This window comes from Pseudoalteromonas sp. AS84 (assembly GCF_038900255.1).
Taxonomy (GTDB): Bacteria; Pseudomonadota; Gammaproteobacteria; order Enterobacterales; family Alteromonadaceae; genus Pseudoalteromonas.
Genome location: NZ_JBBMQY010000003.1, coordinates 12123 through 34243, shown reverse-complemented (window position 1 = coordinate 34243; position 22121 = coordinate 12123). Strand labels below are relative to the sequence as shown.

Sequence of the window (22121 nt, the reverse complement as noted above, 5' to 3'; positions counted from 1 at the left end):
ACCGACATTAAAACGTCAATTTTTAATTACGGTAGATAAAACCAGCAATTTCAGGACCAAATTCTTTAATTAAACGATTCCACTCAACCATTGGCATTCTAACATCTAACAGCCAATTACCTTGCTCATCAAAGCGTTCTTCATGTACTGCATTTAAACTAAACAATGCAGCTCTTAGGCGACCATACAATGGCGTAAGAAATAATGTTTCGTTAAACATCTTCTTAGCAAGTAGTTCACTAATAGCCTCACTAAGTAATTCACACCCTTCACCAGTCTGAGCGCTAAGCCACACTCTTATAGGTTGGCCTTCGTCATCTCGATCAATACGTGGGCTTACGTTATCCAGCGCATCAATTTTATTATAAATTAATAACTGTGGTACTTCATCGGCTTCAATTTCTTTAAGCACCGATTGTACTTGTTCAATATTTTCTTGAAGACGAGAGTCTGCTGCGTCAATTACATGTAATTGTAAATCAGCTTCACGAGTTTCAGTTAGCGTTGCTTTAAAAGCAGCAACTAAGTCGTGCGGTAAATGACGAATAAAGCCCACTGTATCAGCTAAGATAACAGGACCAACATCACCTAATTCAAGCTTACGTAGAGTCGGGTCAAGCGTTGCAAACAACTGATCGGCGGCGTATACATCTGAATTCGTAATTCGATTAAATAATGTAGATTTACCCGCATTAGTATAGCCAACTAACGATACCGTAGGTATTTCGTTACGAGTACGAGCTCGCCTACCTTGTTCGCGTTGCACTGCTACTTTAGCTAAACGCGCACGAATATTTTGAATACGGGCACGAAGTAATCGCCTATCGGTTTCAAGTTGGGTTTCACCAGGTCCACGTAAACCAATCCCGCCTTTTTGGCGTTCAAGATGGGTCCAGCCACGAATTAATCGAGTCGACATATGGCGAAGTTGTGCCAATTCAACCTGCAGCTTACCTTCATGGGTACGTGCACGTTGGGCAAAAATATCAAGAATTAGCGTCGTTCTATCAAGCACACGACACTGACAAACACGCTCTAAATTACGCTCTTGTGACGGCCTGAGTTGATGATTGAAAATTACGACATCTGCATTGTGGATTTTAACAATCTCAGCTATTTCTTCTGCTTTACCGGTACCGACGAATAGTTTCGGATGTGGTGCTTGACGGCTGCCTTGCACAACCGCCAAACTACTAACACCAGCAGAAGATACCAACATCTCTAATTCATGAAGATCTTCACGATCCCCTTCTTTAGGTAGGTCGATATGAACTAAAATTGCCTGTTCGCCGGATTCATAGCGGTCAAACAAACATTATGCTCCTAATTAAAAGTTACCAGCTTCTGGCTCTTCAGTTTCTTCACTCCCTTGAACTGCTTGGAAGTTAACTGCACGAGCAGGGACAACTGTTGAAATTGCATGCTTATAAACCATTTGATTTACGGTGTTCTCTAGTAAAATAACAAATTGGTCAAATGACTGAATTTTGCCTTGTAATTTTATGCCATTTACCAAAAAGATTGATACTGGAATGCGCTCACGTCGTAGTGCATTCAAAAATGGGTCTTGTAACGATTGGCCTTTTGCCATGTTATTGTTCCTTCGTTCTAGGTGTTATTATAATTAAGTGGCTGAACTTATTTGATAAAAAACAATATTCAACTACTACTAGCTTAGCGAACTTACTACACGATGCAAGTTTTCTTCGTCACCTGTTGTTAACCACGTAACATCAGGCCAGCTACGAAGCCACGTTAACTGACGTTTTGCCAATTGACGTGTTGCTGCGATGCCACGAAAAACCATTTCATCATGGTTTGTTTCACCCGCAAGGTAATCCCACATTTGTCTATAACCAACACAACGAATAGAAGGCATATTGGGGTGTAAATCCTTACGTAGATATAGGGTCGAAACTTCATTTTCAAACCCCTGATCAATCATTATTTTAAACCTTTCTTCAATTCGGCGGTGTAATTCGCTGCGTTCTTGCGGTGCAATCGCAAATTGATGAAAAGTATAAGGTAAAGCCGGCTGCTTTTGCTTTTGCAACTCAGTCATGGTCTTACCAGTTAATCTATAAACCTCTAAAGCTCGATTAATTCTTTGTGAATCATTTTCACTTATTTTTTCGGCTGCTTTTGGATCAACTTTAGCTAATTCTTTATACAAATGAGGCCAGCCAAATTCTTTAGCTTGTACTTCTAACTCAGCTCTTATTACAGGATCTGCTTCAGGTAAAGGCGATAAACCATCAATTAAAGATTTAAAGTACAACATTGTACCTCCAACCAATACAGGCACTTTACCTTGTCTATGAAATTCGTCAATTTTTTGTACTGCATCACGCCTAAAATCAGCAACTGAATATGTTTCACTCGGATCGAGCAAGTCAATCAGATGATGCGGAGCTTTAGCAAGTTCTTCTGCATCGGGTTTTGCAGTACCAATGTCCATATCTTTATACACTAACGCTGAATCAACGCTGATTATCTCTGTATTTAAATGCTCGCACAGTGAGATTGCCAATGCTGTTTTACCAGCAGCAGTTGGACCCATTAAAAATATGACTGGTAAATTACTCAACACTGATACCTTAATCTAATTGCGTTAAATAGTGATTTAGCTCTATTTTAACTGCTTTTTCGCGCAAGCGTTCAATAGTTTGCGGATTATTTTGTAAGCGCATTTGTTGCGCTAAAAATACATTGCTCAAATAAAATCGAGTTGGTACACATTTCATCTGCCACTCTAACCAACTCTCTATATTTTCAAGCTCCGCTTTACATCCATTAAGTAACTCACCTATCGCGGTACTTACATCAAGTAAATATAAGCACGCTGGCAATTTTTTAACCATTACAAACTGTTTTTCTATTACGAGTTCAAAACCAAGTAAAGTAAACCATGATTGCTGTGCTTTTATGAGCAAGCAATCTTCTTTCGATAGGTTTACTCTTACGGGCAGCAAAAGGGCTTTCCCTTCTAAGCTACCAAGCTCCTTGATTTGTGTATGCCAATCATCTACTAATGCATATTTGAAATGTGAGCAATACAATTGCTGCTCTTCACTAAATACACACACACCTTCATTAATACTGATGATGGAAACAACCTTTAAAACATTATGCGCTGACTCAAACTGCTGCTGTGTTGCTGGTATATTTGCTACGTTATCAAAATGCGCAGCGTGTTGCTCACTTACACCTTGATAAAACGCATTTACGTCATGATGGCTCGTACTTGGTGTAGCACGGTATGCACCGCTACCGCCAACACTTCTAGTACCTGAGGACGAACTTGAGCTACCAGCACTTCCAGAGTAAGAGGGCTGTAATTGCGATTTAGGGTAATCAAACACACCTTCGCTTTCTATATTATTAGCGCTAATATGCGTTGACCCCATTAACACAGGCGCAGATTCCACCTCAGAGCCAAACGGTTCATTCGTAAACTCACCTTGCAGCGGCACTACCACTTGCTTAATAGCTTGCAATATAAAGTCATGAATTAAGCGCCCTTGATGAAAGCGCACTTCATGTTTGGCAGGGTGAACATTTACATCAACCTGTCGTGGGTCAATATCAATATAAATAACAAACCCTGGAAGCTCTTGAGTGCCACTTACCTCTTCAAATGCTTGGCGTATAGCATGCAAAATAAGCTTATCGCGCATCATGCGATTGTTTACATAAGTATATTGAGTCGTATTAGCTGAACCGACAGGTAACACCCAGCCATGCAGCTGTAGGCCGCCCTCGCCTGATTGAATATGTAAACCTTGCTCTGCAAAGGCCTTACCTGCAACTTGTGCCACACGTGTAATAGCTTGAGAAGGATCTGTCTTCGCACGATATTGCCTTACTACTTTTTCGTTGTGAGTTAGTGTAATAGAAACATCAAAGCGACTAAGCGCAATACGCTTTATCAATTCATCAATATGACTGAATTCAGTCTTTTCGGTACGCAAAAATTTACGACGAGCTGGGGTGTTAAAAAATAAATCTTTTACTTCAATGGTTGTGCCATCAGGGTGCGCTACTGGCTTTACTTGCACGGCCATATCGCGACCTTCTGCAAATGCTTGCCAAGCTGCTTCTTGATCTTTTGGTTTTGAACTCAGCGTTAAACGCGATACGGAGCTAATTGACGCAAGCGCTTCGCCTCTAAAGCCAAGTGAACAAATATTTTCGAGATCATCAAGTGACTTTAATTTACTGGTAGCGTGACGAGAAAGTGCAAGCGTTAGCTCATCTTTACTTATCCCTGAGCCGTTGTCACGAATACGAATAAGCTTATGACCACCACGCTCAATATCTATTTGAATACGTGTAGCGCCAGCATCTAAACTGTTTTCGACCAGTTCTTTTACTACCGACGCGGGGCGTTCAACCACTTCGCCTGCGGCAATTTGGTTAGCTAAACGCGCGGGTAGTATTTCAATATTCATGAGATTTCCTAGCAAGCATTGCGCTAATAATAATGACTAACTTTGCGGTATATCTAGCTCTTGCCCAATAAATAAAGTATTAGAGCTAAGCTTATTAACTTGTTTTAATTCAGTAATTGTAACGCCATAGCGACTCGCCAGCATACTTAAAGATTCACCCGGGCGTACCTTGTGCTTTGTTGGATATTGCGATTTTAATTTAGCAAACAAAGAATCATCCGGTGGATTTTTTAAATAGTAATTTTTAATTGAAGTGAATATAGCTTTAGCCAAACGTTCTTGATGGTTAGCGCTTTTAAGCAGCTTTTCTTCTCGTGGATTAGATATAAACCCTGTTTCTACTAAAATTGACGGGATATCTGGTGATTTAAGTACAGCAAGACTCGCATGTTGGGGATCTTTTTTATGCAATTTAGCAACTTTACTGAGCTCTTTAACAACTTCGTCAGCTACGTTTAAGCCGGTTTTCATAGAGTGATCCATCGACATATCAAGCAATGCTTGAGCTAAGTATTTTTCGTTAGCGGCATCTTTCATTACATCAGCAGCGCCACCTAAAAGCTCAGAGTGTTTTTCTTTATCTTCTATCCATTTACCTATTTCTGAATTAGCACGCCTTAACGACAATACCCAAACAGAGGCACCATTTGGTCCAGGGCTTGTAAATGCATCAGCATGAATAGAAACAAAAAAGTCAGCTTTTTTTTCACGAGCACGGTTAGTACGCGTATTAAGTTTTACAAAATAGTCACCGCTTCGTACCATGCGCGAAATCATCCCACGCTCGCCATCAATCATGCGCTCAAGGCGTTTTGCAATTTGCAGTGTTACTGTTTTTTCGTACGTGCCAGATGGACCAATTGAACCTGGATCTTCGCCGCCATGCCCTGCATCAATTGCAATAACGATATCTCGTTCTTGGCTTAATTGGCGATTTTTAGCCGCTGTTTGTGCAGGTGATACAACAGTTTTTGCTTGGCTCTTATTATATAAATCAACAACGAGTCTATTTTTATAAGGATCGGTAGGCGCTAAAGCAAATACAACAGGCTTTGTTGGCGCACTTAATTCAAATACCAAACGCACGCTTTGTTTATTTTTAGGCTTTGAGTAACGTAATTTGCTTACTATTTGATATTTTGGCGGCACACCTGGCAATATTTTTAACTCGCTAGTGTTCTCTAAGTCAACCACTAAACGGCTAGGATTTTTAAGCATAAAATAGCTAAAGTCGGGCTTATCATTTAAATCAAATACCACACGAGTACTATCCGGTGACGGCCAAACGCGTACACTATTAATTGTATTTTTGGCCCACAACGGCAAGCTTATGGTAATAACCATAAGATAAATAAAAAGTTTAACTGCACCTCGGCTCATTTGATTATTACTGCCTTAACTATATTATTATTTGTTATTTAGTTTTTCGACAATTGTTATACCGCGCTCACTAGCACTATTAATAACAATTTTACGTTCGTTACCCACATAGCTTAGAGTAATATCTAAATCAGGCACAGGAATAAACTCACCACCCTTTTCAGGCCATTCAACAACACAAATTGCATCTGTTGAAAAATAATCGCGTATACCCATGTATTCTAATTCTTCAGGATCACCTAAACGGTATAAGTCAAAATGATAAACATTTGCGCGCTCAAGTTCATAAGGCTCTACGAGTGTATACGTTGGGCTTTTAACCTTCCCTGTATGGCCAAAACCTTGTACTACACCACGTGTAAACGTTGTTTTACCCGCACCTAAATCACCATGTAAATAAATAACCGCACCTTGCTCGATAATATCAGCAACGCAATTCCCCATTGCAACCGTGGCAACTTCATCAGTTAAATGAAATTCAAAACTACGCGTCATTACTACCTCAAAAATTCATTCAAAAGCGCATATTAGCTAATCATACCAGAATATTAATTTAAGGCGATAAATTGAGGTTTTAGACATAAAAAAACCAGATTCGATGATGATGAAAGTTGTATATGGATAACTACTTTCGATACTTTGAAACTGTATTAATGTAATAAAATAAGATAAGTGAGTTTTAAATTAAAAGAGAGTAAGGTAAAAGCAACATAATGAATTAGATGACTCTATGTTGTCATTAAATTAACTGAGATGTGTAATTTCATTATCTTATTTTTGATCTAGTAGATAATTCGTCTACCAAAAAAAGTAACTGGCACATGAAACTCTCAATCACTACTTTACACCACTTTATATTTTCAGATAAAGACAAAACCCAAGTGCCCCGGCTCACCCTAGCTTGTTGCTTGCGAGTGCTTTAAATACAAAAAGCCCCAGCTAATGCCGGGGCTTTTTACAAAACTAACTTAATTAAAAAATTAAGCTTGTTTTGGACTAGAAATAACGTCCACTAAAGTCCAAGATTTATTCTTAGAAATTGGTGCGCATTCACGGATAGTAACTACGTCACCCGCTTTTGCTGTGTTATTTTCGTCATGTACGTGTAACTTAGTCGTACGTTTAATGAATTTCCCATAGATTGGGTGCTTCACGTAACGTGCGATAGCGATAGTGAAAGATTTTTCCATCTTGTCGCTGATTACACGGCCTTGAAGAGTACGAATTTTATCGCTCATTATTGACCTGCCTTCTGGTTAATAACTGTTTTTACACGCGCGATATCGCGGCGTACTGTTCTTAGCGTGTGTGTCTGAGCTAACTGACCAGTGCTAGCTTGCATGCGCATATTAAATTGCTCACGAAGTAGTCCTAGAAGTTCAGCATTAAGCTCTTCTACGCTTTTATCTTTTAGTTCGCTAGCTTTCATCACATTACCGTCCGAGTTACGAAAGTTGTTTTGAATGGCAATTTACGAGCAGCAAGGTCAAACGCTTCACGAGCAAGCTCTTCTGAAACACCTTCCATTTCGTAAAGTACTTTACCAGGCTGAATTTCAGCAACCCAATATTCAACAGAACCTTTACCTTTACCCATACGAACTTCAAGAGGTTTTTCTGTAATCGGTTTGTCAGGGAAGACACGAATCCAGATTTTACCTTGACGTTTCACGTGACGCGTCATAGCACGACGAGCTGCTTCGATTTGACGAGCAGTCATACGGCCACGGCCAGTTGCTTTCAATCCGAAAGTACCGAAGCTTACTTTGTTACCGTTTTGCGCTAAACCGCGGTTGCGGCCTTTGTGCATTTTACGGAATTTTGTACGTTTTGGCTGTAACATTACTCGCTACCTCTACTTAGCACTTTTCTTGGCTTTCTTTGGTGCGCGTTTAGCTGGCTTCTCTTGCTCTTGTACTAGTGGTAAACCACCAATAACTTCGCCTTTGAAGATCCAAACTTTAACACCAATGATACCATAAGTGGTTAAGGCTTCAGAAGTTGCGTAATCGATATCAGCACGAAGAGTATGTAGAGGTACACGACCTTCACGATACCATTCTGAACGTGCGATTTCAGCGCCGCCAAGACGACCGCTAACTTCAACTTTAATCCCTTTAGAACCGATGCGCATTGCATTTTGTACCGAACGCTTCATAGCGCGACGGAACATAACACGACGTTCTAGTTGAGAGGCAATGCCGTCTGCTACTAGTTGTGCATCTAGTTCTGGTTTACGTACTTCAGAGATATTAATCTGAGCAGGTACACCAGCGATTTTAGTTACCGCTTGACGTAATTTTTCTACGTCTTCGCCTTTTTTACCGATAACAACACCCGGACGAGCCGTGTGGATTGTTACTCGGATTGATTTTGCTGGACGCTCAATAACGATTTTAGACACAGAAGCCGTTTTCAATTCCTTTGTAAGGAATGTACGAACTTTGTGATCGCCAAAAAGCTGTGCAGAGAAATCTTTTGAACTCGCGTACCAGGTAGAAACCCAAGGTTTAGATATACCTAGGCGAATACCAGTAGGATGAACTTTTTGTCCCATTACTTATACTCCTAGCTATCTGAAACCATAACAGTGATATGGCTTGTACGCTTAAGGATGCGGTCTGCGCGTCCTTTAGCACGAGGCATAATACGTTTCATTGTAGGACCATCGTCCACAAAGATCGTTGTTATACGAAGCTCATCAATGTCAGCACCTTCGTTATGCTCTGCGTTAGCAATAGCAGACTCAAGTACTTTCTTAACTAATACAGCGGCTTTCTTAGGGCTGTACGCCAGGATTTCTAGTGCGCGATCTACAGGTAACCCGCGGATCTGATCTGCAACTAGACGTGCTTTTTGCGCCGAACCAGAGGCGAATTTATGTTTAGCTAATGCTTGCATTTATCTTCCCCTCTTATCGTTTCTTCGCTTTCTTATCCGCAGCATGGCCACGGTAAGTGCGAGTTGGTGCAAATTCACCTAGTTTGTGACCGATCATTTCGTCAGAAACGAAAACTGGTACGTGCTGGCGACCATTATGGACAGCAATGGTCAATCCGATCATGTTAGGTATGATCATTGAACGACGGCTCCAAGTTTTAATTGGCTTTTTCTCACCGCTTTCCAAAGCTTTCTCTACCTTCTTCAGCAAGTGTAGGTCTATAAAAGGACCCTTCTTGAGAGAGCGTGGCATGGCTATTCCTCAATATTACTTAGTACGACGACGTACTATAAATTTATCCGTACGCTTGTTCTTACGCGTCTTCGCACCTTTAGTCGGTTTACCCCATGGAGACACAGGATGACGACCACCAGATGTACGACCTTCACCACCACCGTGTGGGTGATCTACCGGGTTCATGGCAACACCACGAACTGTCGGACGAATACCACGCCAGCGATTTGCACCTGCTTTACCAAGTGAACGAAGCATATGCTCAGCATTGCCTACTTCACCTAGAGTCGCACGACAATCAGATTCAACTTTACGAACTTCGCCTGAACGAAGACGTAATGTTACATATTGACCATCACGAGCAAGGATTTGAACGTATGCACCAGCAGAACGTGCTATTTGAGCACCTTTACCTGGTTTTAATTCTACGTTGTGAACAGTCGAACCTACAGGCATATTACGCATTGGTAATGCATTACCAGGCTTGATTGGTGCATCAACACCAGACTGGATTGCATCGCCAGCTTTTAAGCCTTTAGGTGCGATAATGTAACGACGCTCACCGTCTGCATATAATACAAGAGCGATGTTTGCGCTACGATTTGGATCGTATTCTAAACGTTCAACAGTAGCTGGAATGCCATCTTTAGTACGTTTAAAATCGATTAAACGGTAGTGTTGTTTATGACCACCACCGATATGACGAACCGTAATACGACCATTGTTATTACGACCACCTGATTTAGAGTTTTTCTCTAAAAGTGGTGCGTATGGCTTACCCTTATGTAGATCAGAGTTAACCACTTTAACTAGGTGACGACGGCCCGCAGAAGTAGGCTTACACTTTTGAAGTGCCATAATTCTATCCCCTTATTACTCGGCGCCGCCGACAAAGTCTAGCTCGCTGCCTTCTTTAAGAGTAACGTAAGCTTTCTTCCAGTCGCTACGACGACCGAAACGTGCGCCAGTACGTTTTGTTTTACCCTTAACGTTAAGTGTGCGAACACCAGTTACTTCTACTTCAAAAAGCTTCTCAACTGCTACTTTAATTTCAGCTTTAGTTGCGTCATTTACTACTTTAAAAACAATAGTATTGTTTTCTTCAGCAGCAATTGTGCTTTTTTCAGAGATATGTGGAGCAAGGATCACTTTTAAAAGACGTTCTTCGCGAATCATGCTAGCGCCTCCTCAAGTTGCTTAACAGCAGCGGCTGTAATAAGTACCTTATCGAAAGCAATTAAGCTTACAGGATCGATACCAGCTACATCACGTGTGTCAACCTTATAAAGGTTACGTGCCGATAAGAAAAGATTTTCATCTACTTCTTCAGTCACGATAAGAACATCTTTAAGCTCAAGTTCTTTAAGCTTAGCAACTAGTTCTTTAGTTTTTGGTGCTGCTAGAGCAAAACTTTCAACAACGATTAAACGCTCTTGACGAACTAATTCAGATAAGATGCTTTTAATCGCACCACGGTACATTTTACGGTTTACTTTTTGGCTGTGGTCTTGTGGTTTAGCTGCAAAGCTAACGCCACCTGAACGCCAAATTGGGCTACGGATTGTACCGGCACGTGCACGGCCAGTACCTTTTTGAGCCCATGGTTTTTTACCACCACCGCTTACTTCAGAACGTGTCTTCTGAGCACGAGTACCTTGACGAGCACCTGCTGCGTATGCAACAACTACTTGGTGTACTAATGCTTCGTTAAACTCACGTCCAAAAGTAGCTTCAGAAACTTCAAGACCGCCAGAAGCGTCTTTAATTGCTAATTCCATCACTAAATCTCCAGGACTTATGCTTTAACAGCTGGTTTAACGATAACGTCACCGCCAATAGCTCCAGGTACTGCACCCTTAACTAAAAGCAAATTACGCTCAGCGTCAACGCGAACTAGTTCTAAGTTTTGAGTCGTTACACGCTCAGCACCCATATGACCGGCCATTTTCTTACCTTTAAACACCTTACCAGGTGATTGGTTTTGACCGATTGAACCAGGAGCACGGTGAGATAGAGAGTTACCATGTGTAGCGTCTTGCATGCTGAAATTCCAGCGCTTAACACCACCTTGGAAACCTTTACCTTTAGAAGTACCGGTTACGTCAACCTTGTTGATTTCGTTGAATAATTCAACAGTAAGCTCAGCGCCTACTTCAAAATCGCCTTCACCACCGTTAAGGCGGAATTCCCACAGACCGCGACCCGCTTCAACACCAGCTTTAGCGAAATGACCCGCTTTAGCTTTGTTTACACGACTTGCTTTTTTAGTGCCTGCGGTTACTTGAAGCGCGTTATAACCGTCTGTTGCGTCAGATTTGATCTGAGCAATGCGGTTAGGTGTCGCTTCAATAACTGTCACAGGGATAGATACACCATCTTCAGTGAAGATTCGTGTCATACCCACTTTACGACCGACTAGACCTAATGCCATTTTCCTAAAACCTCTCTAATCTTTCGATTAACCCAGGCTGATTTGAACATCAACACCAGCAGCAAGATCTAAACGCATAAGCGCGTCTACAGTCTTGTCAGTTGGTTCTACGATGTCTATCAGACGTTTATGGGTGCGGATCTCGTACTGATCACGCGCATCTTTATTAACGTGCGGTGAAGTTAGTACAGTAAAACGTTCAAAGCGTGTAGGTAGTGGGATTGGACCACGTACTTGTGCGCCAGTGCGTTTCGCAGTTTCCACGATTTCTGCCGTTGATTGGTCAATCAAACGGTGGTCAAAAGCTTTTAGGCGAATACGAATGCGTTGATTTGACATTCTTAACCTCAATATAAAGAGCATATAAAAGAGCATAAAAAAACGACCGAAACAATCTTAAAACTTAAGATGCCGGCTGTTTGATTATATCTACGTTGAGTTCCAAATCGGAACTCCTGTTTATTAGCTTGAAATCCAAGCTTAATTTATCCTTCCTAGTTCCCAGAGGAATTTTGAAAGCCTGCGTATTATAGAGGTATTGGTGATAAATGCAACAACTATTTAGAAACAATACTATGCCAGTAAATTTGATTAAATAAGCACCCATACATACTTACTAGCTATACTTGAACTAATACCTCTACTGTTAGTCAATAAAGCAAGTTAACACCTTAATTACGCAAACTAAGGGATTTTTAGATATTATGATATCCTACTGCGCTAATTTTGGCCTTAATACTCTCAATATGGTGAGTCGATGCGTATTTTTAATTATTGTTTAAATGTTATGTCTGCTGGATTTAGTCGCTTATTTGTAAAAAGTAAAGTGCTGCCAGAAAATCCTATTAAACAGTATGAGCTAAACCCTGAGTACCCTACATTTTATATAGTGCGTTTAAATTCACGATTTGATTTAGCGGCCCTTGCCCATGCGTGTAAAAAAAATGGTCTACCTAGCCCAACCGAAGAGCAAGTATTAGGCAACCAAAATTTAGATCGTTTTATTGGTATTAAAAACCCGCCACCACTATTTGGTGATGAAGCAAAACCAACCAATGCTTTAGCTCAAGGTAAACAAATCATTGAGTACTTAATAGAGAGCGGACAGCAAAACGTACAAGTTGTTCCGGTTACTATTTTATGGGGACGCGACCCAGGTAAAGAAAAGCCAGGATTACGTACTCTAATTACACACTCTCTAACTCCTAGCTGGTTTAGAAAGATTTTTGTGGTGTTGTTTTCAGGTCGCGATAACTTTATTCGCTTCAGTCAGCCTCTCGACTTATCGCTTTTAGTAAATGAAAAAGCTGACGTAAGTGAATTACCCCATAAGTTGTTACGTGTTGCACGCGTACACTTTAAACGTCAAAAACTTGCAGCAACTGGTCCTAAAATGCCCTCTCGCGAGCAATTATTTAATTCATTATTAGCGTCACCAACAATAAAAAAAGCAATTCAAGATGAAGCTAAAGCTAAAAATATTAGCCAAACCGAAGCCCGTCAAAATGCACTTAAACTACTTGATGAAATAGCAGCTAATTACTCTGAGGCAATGATACGTGTGGCCGAGCGATTTTTAACTTGGTTATGGAATAAGCTTTATAACGGTATAGATATTAAGCACGCAGAGCAAATTCATGAACTAACAGATAAAGGCCATGAAATTATCTATATGCCGTGCCATCGCAGCCATATGGATTATTTACTACTTACCTACTCTATTTATCATTTAGGTTTAGTGCCGCCACATATTGCTGCAGGCGTAAATCTTAATTTTTTTCCTGCCGGAGGCATATTTAGACGCTCAGGCGCATTTTTCATTCGTCGCTCGTTTGCAGGCAATAAACTTTACTCTGCCATATTCAAAGAGTATTTAAGCCAGTTATTTATTAAAGGTTACTCTGTTAAGTTTTATACAGAAGGCGGTCGAAGTAGAACTGGGCGTCTGCTTCCACCTAAAACGGGTATGCTATCAATGACATTACAAGCAATGCTACGTGGAATAGACAGACCAATATCTATCGTTCCTGTATACATTGGCTACGAGCACGTAATGGAAATTAACACCTATCTTAAAGAGCTGGATGGAAAAGATAAAAAAGGCGAATCTATTTTTGGAATTTTTAAGGCAATCAAAAACCTTAAAAACTACGGTCGTGGTAATTTAAACTTTGGTGATCCAATCTCCATTAACCAATATTTAAATGATAACCAACCTGATTGGCGTGACTCAATACATCCTACCGATGTACAGAAGCCACAATGGTTAGCACCACAAGTGACTAAACTTGCTGACCAAGTAATGGTTAAAATTAATAATGCAGCGGCGCTTAATGCGGTTAACTTACTAGCGATGATATTGCTGGTTAACGATAAACAAGCATTGAGTAAACCAAAGCTATTAGCACAACTTGATTTTTATCTACGCTTACAACGCGACGCCAGCTACAGCGATAAAGTAACAGCCCCAGACGAAACACCAGAGCAATTACTAACGCATGCATTAAAGCTTAATAAGTTTGAAGTTATAAGTGATGAATTTGGCGAAATTATTACTATTAGCGATAAAGAAAAGGTATTGTTTAACTACTACCGAAACAACATATTGCACTTGTTTGCAGTTCCAAGCTTAATTGCACTACATCTATTTAAACAACACAGCACAACTATTGAGCAATGCCAGCAACTTGTAAAAACGTTTTATCCGTTATTTGTTAAAGAATGGTACTTACAGCCTCTTGATGAAAACTATATAACGCGTATTTTAGCTAATTTTGCTGATCAAAATTTAATTGAGTTTGATGGCGATAACATTCATATAACGAACAGTAATGACTGCTTAGCTAAGCTAGAAATGCTTGGACGAGCGCTTAGCTTTACTCTGCAACGATACGCTATTGTAATTGGTTTTATTCAAACAAGTGATGGTATTGAAAAAGCAGAATTAGAACGAGAGAGCCAAGTGCTTGCACAGCGTTTAGGTACACTGCATGGTATTAAAACACCTGAGTTTTTTGATAAAAAAGTACTTGTTAGTTTTATTGAAAACTTACGTGGCGAGTCATTAATAACAGAGGGTGATAAAGGTTTAGTAGGCAGTACACAACTATGCGAAACCTACGCACACCTTAAAACATTACTGCCAGCACGCGTCTGGCAGTCAATCAGCGATATAGTACAAGATCAGTGTAACTAGTACTATATCTATAGAAGGCGGTTAGCGCTGGCGCATAACCCCTTCTTGCATTGTTGAGGCAACTAAGTTGCCTTGGCGATCAAAAAACTGTCCACGTACCAAACCACATCCATTACTCGCACTTGGACTATCAATTGAATACAAAATCCAATCATCCATTCTAAATGGGCGATGAAACCACATTGCATGATCAATAGTAGCTACCTGCATATTTGGCTGCATAAACGATACACCATGGGGTTGCAATGCTGTTGGTAAAAACTCGAAATCAGAGGCGTACGCTAATAAGTAATTGTGGATGCGCTGATCGTCCGGCATTTCACCATTAGCTTTAAACCAAATATGCTTTACCGGCTCCATAACTTCTGGTTTAAACGGGTTATGAAAAGTAACTGGTCGCATTTCAATTGGCATTTCACGCGTAAACTTATTACGGATGACTTCAGGGATATGCGAAGCGTTATCTTGATAAAACTCAAGCGATGAACGTAACTCTTCAGGTGCAGGTACATCAGGCATTGTTGCTTGATGCGACAAACCATTTTCTTCCCCCTGGAATGACGCTGTCATATAAAAAATTGGCTTACCGTACTGAATCGCTTTTACTCGGCGAGTACTAAAACTCTTTCCATCGCGAATAGTTTCTACGTCGTAAACTATAGGTTTAGCTGGATCGCCTGGGCGTAAAAAGTAAGAATGCAATGAGTGAACTATACGCCCCTCAGGTAGAGTTTCTTTAGCGGCAGAAAGCGCCTGCCCCATAACTTGACCGCCAAACACAGCACCAAAGCCTAAATCTTGGCTTTGTCCTCGATATAAACCTTGCTCAATTTCTTCAAGTGTTAACAACGACAATAAATCATCTAATACTTGGCTCATTATTTCTTCCTCATTACCCTAGTAACCAAATGATACTATACAATAGTGGGAAGTAAATATTTGTTAGGACTACTGTTATGGCTTACTGGCTTTTTAAAACCGAACCCGATGCCTTTTCGATTGATGATTTAAAAAATGCACCAAAACAAACTACACTATGGGAAGGCGTGCGTAATTACCAAGCGCGAAACTTTATGCGTGATGGCGTTAAAGTTGGTGACTCAGTCTTGATTTATCATTCAAGCTGTAAACACGTAGGCGTAGCGGGTATTGCCGAAGTGACACACGAAGCTTACCCAGATCCTACTCAGTTTGATTTAAGCAGCGACTATTACGATGCCAAAGCCACCAGCGATAAACCACGCTGGGTTGTTGTTGAAGTTACTTACCAAAGCCATTTAAACAAGTTGGTTAGCCTTAAAGATATTAAAGCGAATAATAATATTACCGAAATAGCACTTAAAAAAGGCGGACGATTATCAATAATGCCTGTTACTAAAAATGACTGGGATGAAATAATCAAAATTGCGCAGTAACGCCCTCTCGGTTTGACCTGATTTCATTGAGTTTGATATGATCTACGCTGACTTATAGCTGGAGGATTAATGAAATTACTGTATTGGTTAGATGAATGGTTAACTCTCCCGAGCAATGAGCAACAAACTCAATTACCCATGACGGGTAGTGACTTACTCGGCGATGTATTTGTAAAATATGAGTTTATTGACGTTAATAAACCCCTGCTTTTCACTTTCTCCCCTGCAGGCACAAATGTACAAGAACAAGATCTTCACCCTGATTTTGCTCCATGGGGTTATCACTTAGCTCAAAAACAAAACGTAAACATAATCGCTTTTCAACATTTAGGTAAAAGTAATTGGTTTCGTAATCGTAATTTAATCTTTTTTCTCGAGCAATTATCAACATTACTTACGCCGTTTAATTGTCGACTAGGCTATGGCTTAAGCCGTGGCGGATTTGCTGTTGGCGCTTTTGCTAAACTATTAAAACTAAACCAAGTACTGTTCTTTCACCCGGTAAGTACTAAAAATAAAGAATTAGTACCGTGGGATGACCGCTCTAGTACCGATATAGCTCAGCAGTTTGACTGGCAACAAGATTATCACGATCTAGATTTAGGAGATGCCCAAGGCTATATTATTTACGATCCTACTAATCGTATAGACCGAATGCACGCTAAGCGCTATAAGCAGCTAACTCACTTACGAGTATTTGGTATGGGACATGGTACACACGCCACATACTTGAATAAGTTTGGGTTTTATAAGCAAGTAGCCGTTGATTTCATTCAACATCAGCAAATCGATATTGCACAGTTTCGCCTGCAAACCAAAACCTTACGCTTAAAAGAGGATTATTATCAAAGTCTCAATTCGGCTAATGCAAGCTCACCGCATCGTTTAGCATTATTGAGTACAGCGCATAAAATTTTAGCTGATGAAAAAGAAGTGCATGTACAAGAGCATCAGGCAAAAATTGATATTCAGCCCTTGATTGATGTGGCGCTTAAGCACCAAGATGAACACCCTAATGATGCTATCCAGCTATTAGAAGTCGCCCAGCAACTTTTACCTGACGACCCTCTAATTGAGCATAAACTCAAACAGCTAGAAGAGTAATATTCCAGCAAAAGCGGCTATAAAAACTAATGACTCTATTTTGCCTTTTTCTTTTTGTGCCCATGCTTGGGCACAATAGCAAAGTACATCATTAATCCTAACCACGAAAATATAATGATTCCCATCAGCCAGCCGTTCTTTTCATGGCCTTTTGAACGCTTACTATTAAGTATAATAACGACAGGCAAAATGTAAGCACTTAAAACAACAATTAAAAATACAACTTCATTCATTATTTTTCTAAACTCGACCAATCTACTTCACTACTTAATACTCGTTCTACCGATATATAATGCAAAATATCACCCTCATTTACTTTGTAATCTAATGGCGGGTTTAAATCCATATTTTGCGCACTTAAATTATGAGCTACGCCTAACAGTATTGCATCATGCTCAAGTTTAAAGTGATGAAACAAAGTACCAAACTCCATATCTTTGCAGCCACTTGGTACTTTCAAGCTAAATTGTGTATCGCCGTGTAAAGTAGATAGCAGCTCCTCTTGCACACGGCTCGAACCTGGATCTTGCATTGAGCGTACTAATATCTCAGCTGATTTTGCACTACTACACTCTACATTTTGGCAATGCTCTAACATCATCTCAACTTTGGTTTCATCTAAAAAGTGAGCGCTTATATGGCAATCGTCTTTTACTAAGCGACTAATACGCAGCGCTGTCGTAAATGTTTGGTCGTCATCTTGCCCATCAATAATCACCTTATCGGCACGGCGAATAGCTACACGCTCTAACTCTCCTATGTTTGTAAAACTAGTTAAACGTGCAAAATCGACGCTTTCGTTAGCTAAAAAAGGATGATCCATTTGCTCGGTTACCGCGAGTAAAATACGACGATCGGTTCGCTTCGTATCTGCCAAAATGTAATCAATCATCTTTTTTGTACGAGTGTCGTGCCAACCAAAAATAATAATATGGTGGTTACTGTGGGCAAAGTTTTTATCACCAGTCATAGCGCGCCTAATTAAGTAAGTAACTGTCTGTCCTGCTTTTCCTAGCAAGACACCAAATAAAGCTAAACCAAATGGAATTTGTATTAATGCAACCACCCAACGACCAAGATCAGTAGTTGGACTAAAGTCACCATATCCCACTGTTGATGTTGTTACTGTGTAATAGTAAAAAAAGGTAGTAAGCGAAGTTAACGCTTTCTCATTCGCTATAAATAGCAAGCTCCATGTTAATAGCATATGAGTCAAAATAGCTAATGCCACTGCTTGCCAACTCAACTGATCTATATGAGCGCGAACAAGTAACGCTAGCCTTTTAAATATCACCGGCATAATACAAAGTCTTCGTTAGTAAATTATCTATAAACAGTACGTTACTGTAAGCGATGCTTTTAAGCAATGTTTAAGCTTTTAACCGCAAATATAAGACTAAATGCTGTTTGCCAATGGTGATTTTTCATGATTAATTAGCGTTAAAATAATAACCAAAACAGTTGTGCTTATGCTTAATAAAATAGCCCGCCCTTTTACTAAAATTGTAGAGCGCTATCTTCCCGACCCTTTTATATTTGTAATTTTACTTACAATAATTACTCTTGTCAGTGCGAGCTTATTTACAACCGCAACCAACATTGAAGTATTACAAGCGTGGGGAGGTGGTTTTTGGAACTTATTAAGTTTTGCTATGCAAATGCTACTAGTGTTAATTACAGGCTATATGCTGGCAAGTACGCCACCTATAAGTAAGTTATTAGAAAAACTAGCAACATTTGCAAGCACCGCACCTAAAGCAATTATATTAGTAACGCTTATTTCGCTTTTAGCGAGCTGGATAAATTGGGGATTTGGCTTAGTTATTGGTGCCCTTTTTGCCAAGGCAATTGCTAAACATACTCGTGTTGATTATCGATTATTAGTAGCCAGCGCTTACTCAGGTTTTGTTGTATGGCATGGCGGGTTAGCCGGTTCGATTCCTTTAACTATCGCAACCGATGGCCACTTTTCAGAAGCCAGCATTGGTATTATTAGTACAGAGCACACCTTATTTGCGGGCTTTAATATAGCAATATTAGTTGGCTTATTTATTATTATGCCGCTCGTTAATCGCTATATGCTGCCAAGTGAGCAAGAAAGCGTATATATCGACCCAGCTCTTTTACAAGAAATAGCACCTAAGTTGATAACAATAACCAGACCCGCCCAACATTTAGAACAAAGTAAACTACTCGGTATGACAATTGGCTTATTAGGTTTGGCATATTTAGGCTATTACTTTTTTATTACTGGCGGAAACTTAAACCTTAATAGCGTTATTGCCGTATTTTTGTTTTTAGCTATTACGCTGCATCAAACACCCCATAATTTACTTAACAGTCTGCAACAAGCAATTCCGAGTGGTGCGGGAATTGTAATTCAGTTCCCTTTTTATGCCGGTATTATGGCGGTCATGGTCGATACAGGATTAGCACAGCAGATATCACAAGGCTTTATTGCCATTGCAGATGCTGATAGCTTGCCATTTTTTAGTTTTATAAGTGCAGGACTCGTTAATATGTTTGTACCCTCTGGCGGCGGCCAATGGGCTGTACAAGCGCCTATTGTTATACCCGCAGCACAAGAGCTAGGTGCCGATATATCTCGTGTTGCTATGGCTGTTGCGTGGGGTGATGCGTGGACTAATTTAATTCAACCTTTTTGGGCATTACCAGTCCTTGCTATCGCAGGCTTAAAAGCAAAAGATATTATGGGGTTTTGTGTTGTGCAGTTGTTTGTAACTGGGGTTTTTATATCGCTGGTATTGAGCTTTTATTAACTGTAAACATAATAAAAAGGCGTGTAATACACACGCCTTGATTGTTTTATGCACTCTCGCTCTGCTGTTGTAGCTCCACCAACCTACCCTCTTTCAGTTGATAGACTTTGCTGGCCATGTTAATGGTTCCTTGGCGATGAGCAATCATAATCCGTGTGATGGGTAAGTGCTGAATTTGTTCACTTATTTTGGCTTCGTTGCCTTTGTCTAAATGACTAGTCGCTTCATCCATAAACAACACGCAGGGCGATTGATACAACGCTCGCGCTAATAATAGCCGCTGTACCTGCCCGCCCGATAAGTTTGATCCCATATCACCTACTAATGAGTTATAACCCATAGTCATTTTAGTAATATCATCATGAATAGCTGCATGTCGGGCACATTGCTCTATTTTTAAGTAATTGGGCTGTGGGTCAAAAAAGCTGATGTTATCGGCAATAGAGCCAGCTAACAATGTGTCATCCTGCATCACTGCAGCTATTTGTTTACGGTAGTTTTTAAGACCAAACTGGGTGATATCTTTACCATCCAGCAGCACTTTACCCGAGGTCGGCTGTAATAACCCCAGCATAATTTTCATTAGCGTAGTTTTACCCGCGCCAGATGGCCCTGTAATCGCAATCGAGTCACCGGTATTCAGCGTTAAATTAACATTATTTAAAATAGGCGCTTGCTCTTCACTGTAACTAAAGCAAATATTCTCGAGCGTAAGCTGGCCTTTAACTTTACCTTCGTCATCACCGGTATAGGCCATTTCACCCTCACGATTAGCTTCTTGTTTCGTGAGTGCTATATCTGCAATACGATCTAAGTGTAAGCGCATCATTTTGAATTGAATAATTTGCTCAATTAAGTTGGCAAAGCGGCTGGTTAACTGGTTTTTATAAGCAATAAAAGCCAGTACCATACCAACAGACAAGCTATTGCTCATAACTAGCAATGCAGCAAAGTAAATCACCAATACATTTTCAAGGCCAAATAACAGTTTATTAAATGAATCAAAGCTAATGTTTAAACGCCCTAAACGGATTTCACTATTAATGACTTCAGCATAACGGTTCTGCCAAATGCCTTGGCGCTGCGATTCATTGCCAAACAGCTTTATAGTTTGCATACCGCGAATATTTTCTAAAAAGTTCGATTGCTCTTTGGCAGATGATTGAATCATTTCTTCAGTAGCTTGGTGCAGCGGCCTATACAGCGCTAAACGTACTAAGGTGTAAAGCACAATTGCACCTACAACTATTGCAGTGAGCTTTAGCGAATAAATTAGCATCATAATCAATACGGTAATAGCCATCACGCCATCGACCAGTGTTTCTACAAACCCCGTGGTAATACGCTCACGTATTTGCGCTAATAAGCCAAAGCGCGACACAATATCGCCGACATGACGAGACTCAAAATAATTCATCGGTAGCCGCAATAAGTGCCGGAGTAAGTTCACACCCATTTGCATATTCAAAAGGCTGGAAAGACGTAAAATTAGCCAACTTCGTACCGCATTAGTCACCACCGAAATAATAGCAATCAGCGCAAAACCCATAGCAAGTACCGTTAATAACGATTCATCAAAACTAATGAGTACTTCATCCACCACCCACTGCATATAATAAGGGGTCATCAAGGCAAATAATTGCAATACCAGTGACAACGCAATCAGTTTTATTAGCCCTTCTTTTAAGCCCTTCATTGAGCTCCAAAGTTGGGTAAACTTCATTCTTGCTTGTTCTTGTTTGGCTTCAAACTTGCTGGTTGGAGTCAGCTCTAAACAAATACCGGTAAAGTGCTTACTAAATTCATCACTACTTAAACTGCGTTTACCAACAGCTGGGTCGTTAATTGCAAATTTAGCTGAAGATCCTTTACCAGACACTTTTGTCAGTACCACAAAGTGATTTAAATCCCAATGCAAAATACACGGCGTTTGTAGTTTATGGACTTCTTCAAGCGGGCATTGCAGCGCACGGCTTGCCAGCCCCAAATTATCACCCAACTCAATCAACTGCTGTAAGTTCATCCCTTTTAAATTCGCCGAAAAACGCTTGCGTATCGCTGGCATATCCAACTTGTAGCCATGATAACAGGCCATCATAGCCATAGAGGCAAGACCGCATTCGGCTATTTCGGATTGAAGGATTAGAGGAGCTTGTTTAAAGCTTGAAAAATTTAGCTCGCTATTCATTT

General features: G+C 40.3%; 25 protein-coding genes. 4 read left to right on the top strand and 21 right to left on the bottom strand.

The features are described 5' to 3' along the window. Positions 1–22: 22 nt before the first annotated feature. The 17 genes from hflX to rpsJ form a co-directional block, all read right to left on the bottom strand. The gene (gene hflX, locus WNY79_RS04385) at positions 23–1312 is read right to left on the bottom strand and encodes a ribosome rescue GTPase HflX (RefSeq protein ID WP_024600223.1); all 1290 of its coding nucleotides are present in this window, start codon (positions 1310–1312) and stop codon (positions 23–25) included. Positions 1313–1327: 15 nt separating this feature from the next. Next, a complete protein-coding gene (gene hfq / locus WNY79_RS04380; protein WP_024590569.1) occupies positions 1328–1591 on the bottom strand; it encodes an RNA chaperone Hfq in 264 nt (87 codons plus the stop codon). 78 nt (positions 1592–1669) lie between these two features. Further along, entirely contained in the window at positions 1670–2587 is a 918-nt protein-coding gene (gene miaA / locus WNY79_RS04375) for a tRNA (adenosine(37)-N6)-dimethylallyltransferase MiaA (protein WP_342875254.1), read from the bottom strand. A 10-nt stretch (positions 2588–2597) separates the two neighbouring features. Next, entirely contained in the window at positions 2598–4451 is a 1854-nt protein-coding gene (gene mutL / locus WNY79_RS04370) for a DNA mismatch repair endonuclease MutL (RefSeq protein WP_342875253.1), read from the bottom strand. A gap of 36 nt (positions 4452–4487) precedes the next feature. Continuing rightward, positions 4488–5831 carry an N-acetylmuramoyl-L-alanine amidase gene (locus WNY79_RS04365; protein ID WP_342875252.1) on the bottom strand — a complete coding sequence of 448 codons (1344 nt, stop codon included), beginning with the start codon at positions 5829–5831 and terminating at the stop codon, positions 4488–4490. A gap of 27 nt (positions 5832–5858) precedes the next feature. Next, on the bottom strand, positions 5859–6326 hold the full coding sequence (tsaE, locus tag WNY79_RS04360) for a tRNA (adenosine(37)-N6)-threonylcarbamoyltransferase complex ATPase subunit type 1 TsaE (protein ID WP_024600227.1): 468 nt from the start codon (positions 6324–6326) through the stop codon (positions 5859–5861). Between the two features lie 485 nt (positions 6327–6811). Next, the gene (gene rpsQ, locus WNY79_RS04355) at positions 6812–7069 is read right to left on the bottom strand and encodes a 30S ribosomal protein S17 (protein WP_002957888.1); all 258 of its coding nucleotides are present in this window, start codon (positions 7067–7069) and stop codon (positions 6812–6814) included. Beyond that, positions 7069–7260 carry a 50S ribosomal protein L29 gene (rpmC, locus tag WNY79_RS04350; RefSeq protein WP_002957889.1) on the bottom strand — a complete coding sequence of 64 codons (192 nt, stop codon included), beginning with the start codon at positions 7258–7260 and terminating at the stop codon, positions 7069–7071. Before rpmC ends, rpsQ begins: the two co-directional genes overlap by 1 nt. Beyond that, positions 7260–7673: a 50S ribosomal protein L16 gene (gene rplP, locus WNY79_RS04345; RefSeq protein WP_002957890.1), complete on the bottom strand. Its 414-nt coding sequence runs from the start codon at positions 7671–7673 to the stop codon at positions 7260–7262. Before rplP ends, rpmC begins: the two co-directional genes overlap by 1 nt. 12 nt (positions 7674–7685) lie before the next feature. Beyond that, positions 7686–8387, bottom strand: a complete 702-nt coding sequence (gene rpsC, locus WNY79_RS04340; RefSeq protein ID WP_002957891.1) for a 30S ribosomal protein S3 — start codon at positions 8385–8387, stop codon at positions 7686–7688. Positions 8388–8398: 11 nt separating this feature from the next. Then, positions 8399–8731 (bottom strand): 50S ribosomal protein L22, encoded by a 333-nt coding sequence (gene rplV, locus WNY79_RS04335; RefSeq protein WP_002957892.1) that lies wholly within the window; start codon positions 8729–8731, stop codon positions 8399–8401. Positions 8732–8744: 13 nt separating this feature from the next. Next, positions 8745–9023, bottom strand: a complete 279-nt coding sequence (gene rpsS, locus WNY79_RS04330; RefSeq protein WP_004588689.1) for a 30S ribosomal protein S19 — start codon at positions 9021–9023, stop codon at positions 8745–8747. 15 nt (positions 9024–9038) lie between these two features. Then, positions 9039–9863 (bottom strand): 50S ribosomal protein L2, encoded by an 825-nt coding sequence (gene rplB / locus WNY79_RS04325; RefSeq protein ID WP_002957895.1) that lies wholly within the window; start codon positions 9861–9863, stop codon positions 9039–9041. Between the two features lie 15 nt (positions 9864–9878). Beyond that, positions 9879–10181 (bottom strand): 50S ribosomal protein L23, encoded by a 303-nt coding sequence (rplW, locus tag WNY79_RS04320; RefSeq protein WP_002957896.1) that lies wholly within the window; start codon positions 10179–10181, stop codon positions 9879–9881. Then, positions 10178–10783 (bottom strand): 50S ribosomal protein L4, encoded by a 606-nt coding sequence (gene rplD / locus WNY79_RS04315; protein ID WP_002957897.1) that lies wholly within the window; start codon positions 10781–10783, stop codon positions 10178–10180. Before rplD ends, rplW begins: the two co-directional genes overlap by 4 nt. A gap of 17 nt (positions 10784–10800) precedes the next feature. After that, on the bottom strand, positions 10801–11436 hold the full coding sequence (gene rplC, locus WNY79_RS04310) for a 50S ribosomal protein L3 (protein ID WP_002957898.1): 636 nt from the start codon (positions 11434–11436) through the stop codon (positions 10801–10803). A gap of 27 nt (positions 11437–11463) precedes the next feature. Further along, on the bottom strand, positions 11464–11775 hold the full coding sequence (gene rpsJ / locus WNY79_RS04305; protein WP_002957900.1) for a 30S ribosomal protein S10: 312 nt from the start codon (positions 11773–11775) through the stop codon (positions 11464–11466). 418 nt (positions 11776–12193) lie between these two features. On the opposite strand from rpsJ, the gene plsB reads away from it, so the two are divergent. Beyond that, positions 12194–14632 carry a glycerol-3-phosphate 1-O-acyltransferase PlsB gene (gene plsB, locus WNY79_RS04300; RefSeq protein WP_342875251.1) on the top strand — a complete coding sequence of 813 codons (2439 nt, stop codon included), beginning with the start codon at positions 12194–12196 and terminating at the stop codon, positions 14630–14632. Between the two features lie 21 nt (positions 14633–14653). Here plsB and tesB read toward each other — a convergent pair whose 3' ends face one another. Continuing rightward, on the bottom strand, positions 14654–15511 hold the full coding sequence (gene tesB / locus WNY79_RS04295) for an acyl-CoA thioesterase II (protein WP_002957902.1): 858 nt from the start codon (positions 15509–15511) through the stop codon (positions 14654–14656). A 77-nt stretch (positions 15512–15588) separates the two neighbouring features. Here tesB and WNY79_RS04290 point away from each other — a divergent pair, with 77 nt between their 5' ends. Beyond that, the gene (locus tag WNY79_RS04290; RefSeq protein WP_342875250.1) at positions 15589–16047 is read left to right on the top strand and encodes an EVE domain-containing protein; all 459 of its coding nucleotides are present in this window, start codon (positions 15589–15591) and stop codon (positions 16045–16047) included. 69 nt (positions 16048–16116) lie between these two features. After that, positions 16117–17151 carry a cytosolic protein gene (locus WNY79_RS04285; protein ID WP_342875249.1) on the top strand — a complete coding sequence of 345 codons (1035 nt, stop codon included), beginning with the start codon at positions 16117–16119 and terminating at the stop codon, positions 17149–17151. Between the two features lie 35 nt (positions 17152–17186). Here WNY79_RS04285 and WNY79_RS04280 read toward each other — a convergent pair whose 3' ends face one another. Together WNY79_RS04280 and WNY79_RS04275 are read right to left on the bottom strand one after the other, a co-directional pair. Next, positions 17187–17384 (bottom strand): PLDc N-terminal domain-containing protein, encoded by a 198-nt coding sequence (locus WNY79_RS04280; RefSeq protein WP_342875248.1) that lies wholly within the window; start codon positions 17382–17384, stop codon positions 17187–17189. Then, on the bottom strand, positions 17384–18451 hold the full coding sequence (locus tag WNY79_RS04275) for a potassium channel family protein (protein WP_294119794.1): 1068 nt from the start codon (positions 18449–18451) through the stop codon (positions 17384–17386). Before WNY79_RS04275 ends, WNY79_RS04280 begins: the two co-directional genes overlap by 1 nt. Positions 18452–18620: 169 nt before the next feature. Between WNY79_RS04275 and WNY79_RS04270 the strand changes: the two genes are divergently transcribed. Next, on the top strand, positions 18621–19931 hold the full coding sequence (locus WNY79_RS04270; RefSeq protein WP_342875247.1) for a TIGR00366 family protein: 1311 nt from the start codon (positions 18621–18623) through the stop codon (positions 19929–19931). 46 nt (positions 19932–19977) lie between these two features. Here the strand turns inward: WNY79_RS04270 and WNY79_RS04265 are convergent, their stop codons facing one another. Next, a complete protein-coding gene (locus WNY79_RS04265) occupies positions 19978–22119 on the bottom strand; it encodes a peptidase domain-containing ABC transporter (protein WP_342875246.1) in 2142 nt (713 codons plus the stop codon). Between the last annotated feature and the right edge of the window lie 2 nt (positions 22120–22121).

Coding starts and splice junctions, on each gene's coding strand:
- rpmC (WP_002957889.1), bottom strand. CDS start 7,260: ATGAAAGCTAGCGAACTAAAAGATAAAAGCGTAGAAGAGCTTAATGCT.
- WNY79_RS04275 (WP_294119794.1), bottom strand. CDS start 18,451: ATGCCGGTGATATTTAAAAGGCTAGCGTTACTTGTTCGCGCTCATATA.
- rpsJ (WP_002957900.1), bottom strand. CDS start 11,775: ATGTCAAATCAACGCATTCGTATTCGCCTAAAAGCTTTTGACCACCGT.
- rpsQ (WP_002957888.1), bottom strand. CDS start 7,069: ATGAGCGATAAAATTCGTACTCTTCAAGGCCGTGTAATCAGCGACAAG.
- WNY79_RS04280 (WP_342875248.1), bottom strand. CDS start 17,384: ATGAATGAAGTTGTATTTTTAATTGTTGTTTTAAGTGCTTACATTTTG.
- rplB (WP_002957895.1), bottom strand. CDS start 9,863: ATGGCACTTCAAAAGTGTAAGCCTACTTCTGCGGGCCGTCGTCACCTA.
- WNY79_RS04290 (WP_342875250.1), top strand. CDS start 15,589: ATGGCTTACTGGCTTTTTAAAACCGAACCCGATGCCTTTTCGATTGAT.
- tsaE (WP_024600227.1), bottom strand. CDS start 6,326: ATGACGCGTAGTTTTGAATTTCATTTAACTGATGAAGTTGCCACGGTT.
- plsB (WP_342875251.1), top strand. CDS start 12,194: ATGCGTATTTTTAATTATTGTTTAAATGTTATGTCTGCTGGATTTAGT.
- rplC (WP_002957898.1), bottom strand. CDS start 11,436: ATGGCATTAGGTCTAGTCGGTCGTAAAGTGGGTATGACACGAATCTTC.
- WNY79_RS04265 (WP_342875246.1), bottom strand. CDS start 22,119: ATGAATAGCGAGCTAAATTTTTCAAGCTTTAAACAAGCTCCTCTAATC.
- WNY79_RS04270 (WP_342875247.1), top strand. CDS start 18,621: ATGCTTAATAAAATAGCCCGCCCTTTTACTAAAATTGTAGAGCGCTAT.
- rpsS (WP_004588689.1), bottom strand. CDS start 9,023: ATGCCACGCTCTCTCAAGAAGGGTCCTTTTATAGACCTACACTTGCTG.
- WNY79_RS04365 (WP_342875252.1), bottom strand. CDS start 5,831: ATGAGCCGAGGTGCAGTTAAACTTTTTATTTATCTTATGGTTATTACC.
- hfq (WP_024590569.1), bottom strand. CDS start 1,591: ATGGCAAAAGGCCAATCGTTACAAGACCCATTTTTGAATGCACTACGA.
- tesB (WP_002957902.1), bottom strand. CDS start 15,511: ATGAGCCAAGTATTAGATGATTTATTGTCGTTGTTAACACTTGAAGAA.
- rplW (WP_002957896.1), bottom strand. CDS start 10,181: ATGATTCGCGAAGAACGTCTTTTAAAAGTGATCCTTGCTCCACATATC.
- rplP (WP_002957890.1), bottom strand. CDS start 7,673: ATGTTACAGCCAAAACGTACAAAATTCCGTAAAATGCACAAAGGCCGC.
- rplD (WP_002957897.1), bottom strand. CDS start 10,783: ATGGAATTAGCAATTAAAGACGCTTCTGGCGGTCTTGAAGTTTCTGAA.
- rplV (WP_002957892.1), bottom strand. CDS start 8,731: ATGCAAGCATTAGCTAAACATAAATTCGCCTCTGGTTCGGCGCAAAAA.
- WNY79_RS04285 (WP_342875249.1), top strand. CDS start 16,117: ATGAAATTACTGTATTGGTTAGATGAATGGTTAACTCTCCCGAGCAAT.
- rpsC (WP_002957891.1), bottom strand. CDS start 8,387: ATGGGACAAAAAGTTCATCCTACTGGTATTCGCCTAGGTATATCTAAA.
- mutL (WP_342875253.1), bottom strand. CDS start 4,451: ATGAATATTGAAATACTACCCGCGCGTTTAGCTAACCAAATTGCCGCA.